General features: G+C 55.7%; 5 protein-coding genes. 3 read left to right on the top strand and 2 right to left on the bottom strand.

Features of this window, described 5'->3' with window-relative positions; all coding sequences use genetic code 11:
* From gshB to ruvX, 3 genes are all read left to right on the top strand, one after another.
* A partial coding sequence (gene gshB, locus AACS18_RS16515) for a glutathione synthase (RefSeq protein WP_108612750.1) occupies positions 1-832 on the top strand: 832 nt, incomplete at its 5' end.
* Positions 833-1,032: 200 nt separating this feature from the next.
* Positions 1,033-1,587 carry a YqgE/AlgH family protein gene (locus AACS18_RS16510; RefSeq protein WP_005349793.1) on the top strand — a complete coding sequence of 185 codons (555 nt, stop codon included), beginning with the start codon at positions 1,033-1,035 and terminating at the stop codon, positions 1,585-1,587.
* Positions 1,588-1,630: 43 nt separating this feature from the next.
* A complete protein-coding gene (gene ruvX, locus AACS18_RS16505; protein WP_005343821.1) occupies positions 1,631-2,053 on the top strand; it encodes a Holliday junction resolvase RuvX in 423 nt (140 codons plus the stop codon).
* A 99-nt stretch (positions 2,054-2,152) separates the two neighbouring features.
* Here ruvX and yidZ read toward each other — a convergent pair whose 3' ends face one another.
* Both yidZ and AACS18_RS16495 read right to left on the bottom strand, forming a co-directional pair.
* On the bottom strand, positions 2,153-3,127 hold the full coding sequence (gene yidZ, locus AACS18_RS16500; RefSeq protein WP_108612749.1) for an HTH-type transcriptional regulator YidZ: 975 nt from the start codon (positions 3,125-3,127) through the stop codon (positions 2,153-2,155).
* Positions 3,128-3,476: 349 nt separating this feature from the next.
* The coding region (locus AACS18_RS16495; protein ID WP_108612748.1) for a hypothetical protein at positions 3,477-4,386 on the bottom strand (910 nt) is incomplete at its 5' end.

Below are 4,386 nucleotides of genomic sequence, written 5' to 3'. Positions count from 1 at the left end.
GATGAAGGATCTCTATATGGAAGCCGGTCGCGCCTTCGGCACCATGCGCCCGCTCACCGTCAAATATGACTATGCCGACTGGTACACCCTGGGCGAGGTGGTGGATCAGCCCCTCTCCAACCTCGATGTGATCCTGATGCGCAAGGATCCGCCGTTCGACACCGAATTTATCTACGCCACCTACATGCTGGAGCGGGCCGAGGATGAGGGTTGCCTTATCGTCAACAAGCCGCAGAGCCTGCGTGACGCCAACGAGAAGCTCTACACCGCCTGGTTTGCCGAGCATACCCCGACCACGCTGGTGACCCGCCGCGCCGACAAGCTGCGCGCCTTCCACGCCCAGCACAAAGACGTGATCTTGAAGCCCTTGGACGGCATGGGCGGCGCCTCCATCTTCCGCATGAAGGAAGATGACGCCAACGTCGGCGTGATTATCGAGACCCTGACCGCCCACGGCAGCCAGTACTGCATGGCGCAGACCTATCTGCCCGCCATCAAGGATGGCGACAAGCGGGTACTGGTAGTGGACGGTGAACCGGTTCCCTACTGCCTGGCCCGTATTCCGGCGCAGGGGGAGACCCGCGGCAATCTGGCGGCCGGTGGCCGTGGTGAAGCACGCCCCCTGAGCGAATCGGACTGGGCCATCGCCCGTGCGGTGGGCCCGACGTTGAAAGAGAAAGGCCTCATCTTCGTCGGCCTCGACATCATCGGCGATCGCCTGACCGAGATTAACGTCACCAGCCCGACCTGCATTCGCGAGATCGAAGCAGCGTTCGATGTACACATCACAGGCATGCTGATGGATGCCATCGAGCGTCGACTGGGCAAATAATCGCCAGGCAGGCTAACCGGCCTGTTCAGGGGTAACCGCCCCCGACAAGCCCGGAAAAAGAGAGGGTGGCCCGGCGCCACCCTCTCTGTTTCAAGACAATCCGGAAAGGGGCGGGATCTCGCCCAGCCCAAAAAGCGGTTTTTCCCATGGGGATCAACTGCCATAATTGACCTCAAATACCTTTGCACTATTTGGCCTCTATGCAAACACTGCAAAATCACTTCCTGCTTGCCATGCCAAGCCTGACGGATCCCTACTTCGAGCGTTCGCTGGTCTATCTGTGCGAGCACAACGAAGAGGGCGCCATGGGACTGGTCGTCAACATTCCGGTCGAGATGTCGCTGGAAACCATGCTGACCCAGCTCCAGCTCAACCCGCCCAACAACCCGGAGCTCAAACAACCGGTACTGCAAGGGGGGCCGGTTCACGCCGATCGCGGCTTCGTGCTGCACAGCTTCCGCCCCGGTTTCAACTCCACCCTGCAGGTGGGGGATGAGATGATGGTGACCACCTCCAAGGATATTCTGGAAACCCTGGGTACGAGCGAGGCTCCTGCCCATTGGCTGGTGGCCCTTGGCTATGCAGGCTGGAGCGCAGGTCAACTGGAACAGGAGCTGGTGGACGGCGCCTGGCTGGTGATCCCCCCCAATCCGGCTCTGGTGTTCAAGACCCCCATTCACAAACGTTGGCAGCAAGCCGCCGCCAGCATAGGGGTGAACCCAGTTCACCTCTCCAGCGATATCGGCCACAGCTGATCGGCTGGCCCGCTCCGCTCTCTATTTCGAGGATTTATCAATTATGTCATCACGCAGCATCATGGGCTTTGACTATGGCACCAAGAGCATTGGCGTCGCCATCGGTCAGGAGCTGACTGGCACAGCCCAGCCTCTGCGCGCCCTCAAGGCCAACGACGGCATCCCCAACTGGGACGAGATTGAGAAGCTGCTCAAGGAGTGGCAACCGGACCTGCTGGTGGTCGGCTTGCCGCTGAACATGGATGGCACCGATCAGGAGATCACGGTACGGGCCCGCAAATTCGGCAACCGGCTGCATGGCCGTTTCGGCAAGCCGGTGGAGTTCAAGGATGAGCGACTCACCACCACAGATGCCCGCGCCCGGCTGTTTGAGCGAGGCGGCTATCGCGCTCTGGAAAAAGGCAGTGTGGACGGCGTCTCGGCGCAGCTGATCGTCGAAGCCTGGATGGAAGAGCAGTACAACTAAGCCCTCAACAGCAAGGCAAGGGTTGCTGCCCTTGCCTTGTCTCGCACTATCCCCTCATTACGCCTGTTATTGATCAGCCTCGCCTCCGGTCGGTTCGCCTTATTGACGGCCCACGGGCATCGACTCCCGGTTATAGAGCCGTCGTATCTCATTGAGCAGCCACAACACCTTGGCGTCCTGATTGTGACGCTTATGCCACAGCAGGATAAAAGTGAGCTCCAGTTGCTGATAGAGCGCTTCAGACAGGGGCAGTGGTCTGGTGATCAGATTGGGATGATATTTCGCTGCATGTCCGGCGCAATAAGAGGGGGCGACCGCGATCAGATCGTTGTCGGGCTGGGATGCAATGTGCAATGACTGCTCAAAGCTGGATACCATGACCGGGACTTTACGGATCAGCCCCTCATCCTCCAGCAGCAGATCCAGCCCCCAGGTCTCCTTGACCTCCAGCACCACACTGCTATGAGGGCAATTGAGAAAATTCTCCATTGACCACTCCTGCTGAAGCAGGGGGTGATCCTTGCGCAGGAAGACCACAGGCCGATCGCAAAACAGCACTTCATGATCGATGTAATAGGGCAGATTACTGAGCTTGAGCTGAGAACGGCTATAACTCTCGCGGACACAGACCCCCAGATCCGCATCACCGTTGACAACGTCATTGAGAGAGTTGCGGTTCCATCCCAGCATTTTGACCACAGAGTTGGGATACTTCTCATGGATGGCCATCGGCAAATCACTGAGCAAGCTGTTGTAGAACGGGGATTGCATCACCAGACTGAAGCGGGCGCCATCGGGGATCGCTTCGCTATTGAGTGAGGCGATCCGTTCGGTAAGGGGAAACCAGACTTTCAGCTCTTCTTCCAGGGCAAAAGCCAGATTGGTGGGTTGCAACTCTTTGCGTCCCCGCACAAACAGCGGATCGCCAAACCACTCCCGTAATTTGGCAAGCGACTTGCTCACAGTGGAAGGCGTGACACCGAGCAGCGTAGCCGCACCTGCGGCGCTGCGTTCGGCCATCAGATATTTGAACACCACCAGCAGGTTCAAATCGAGTTCACTCAGTGCTCGCATACAACCTCTTGCGACATGATTACTCCGGGCGCCCCATTCGCCATGCAGTCAGTGGCACGGTAAATGACCACTCCCTCCCCATTCAACAACAGATACGACCTCTCCGATAGTGAAAGCGTCACACCTCTCTTGGCAGAATAAACGATATGGGTAATCACTTCCGCTGATCCGTCAGCTATTCTGACCAACAAGATTGTTCACAGAAAGAGCCTCCGGCAACGGATCTGACGACTCGCTGACATGCAGGTAGCCTGATGAGCGACAGAAACACCGTTATCAATCGGCAATAGAACGGATAAAAATTCCATGAGGCGCTACTGCACCCCATGGAATATGACTGACGGGATGTTTATTCTTTTTTCAGAGTAAATATGACCCCATCCAACTCGGGAAATCCGATAACTAATGTGCTTTTATTATTTACATCATTAAACTCGGCAATATATGCGGTAGCCGTGTCTTTTACCCGAGCCAAACCCGCCGTATTTTTATAGTCACTCTGGCTCCAGTTGGCATCATTATATTCAACAAATTTGCATTTTCCGAATCCGGTAAAAGTAAGCTTGTTCAATGCGTGATTGCTCTCTTCCTTTCCCTCACCGAATAATGTGCAACCTGCTGACGGCAGTTCCATAACGACGCTCAACTTGCCATCGTTATTAGTCAACTCGGTATTGCCTAACATATCGGTCGACAAGCCATTTCCAGTCGACCATGTCTCTGACTTAATATCCGTTGTGTTAAATTTTGTAATACCAACCTGGCCATTCCAATTGTGATATGCCATGGTTCCGGTACTCGACAGATCAAATGCAGAATATCTTACCCGCTCACCCTCTGCCTTGATGACGGGCATGGTCTTGATCATGACCTGATTGGGGATACTGCTTTGCCTCTGGTAATTCGATGGCACGAGCAGCGATCCTGAATCATCCCGCGTCAAAACAGCACTGTCTGCCACTTTATTTCTGCTAATGCGCGTCAACGTCAGGGTAGATGGCTCTGTGCTATCGGACTGCATTCCGGCCTGACCAAGCCACCAGGTAGCCACGGCGCCATCATCGACCCAGATATCCCAACGCAGCTGTGCATCACGTTGCGGGTAAACGATTGCCAAGCCGGCGAAATTAACCAATGTCTGGTGCGGATCATCGCGTGTAAGCAGCGTCGTTTGGTAAATCCCTGGCTGCGGTAGCACAATGCCTGCTTTAAGTGTTGTTGCAACATGGGGAACAGGAGCAACGCTGGTCGCTGTGGTT

The organism is Aeromonas sp. HMWF015 (genome assembly GCF_963878965.1).
Lineage (GTDB): Bacteria > Pseudomonadota > Gammaproteobacteria > Enterobacterales > Aeromonadaceae > Aeromonas > Aeromonas veronii.
Note: the sequence above shows the minus strand (reverse complement) of the source record. Positions and strands in the feature narration are given on the sequence as shown.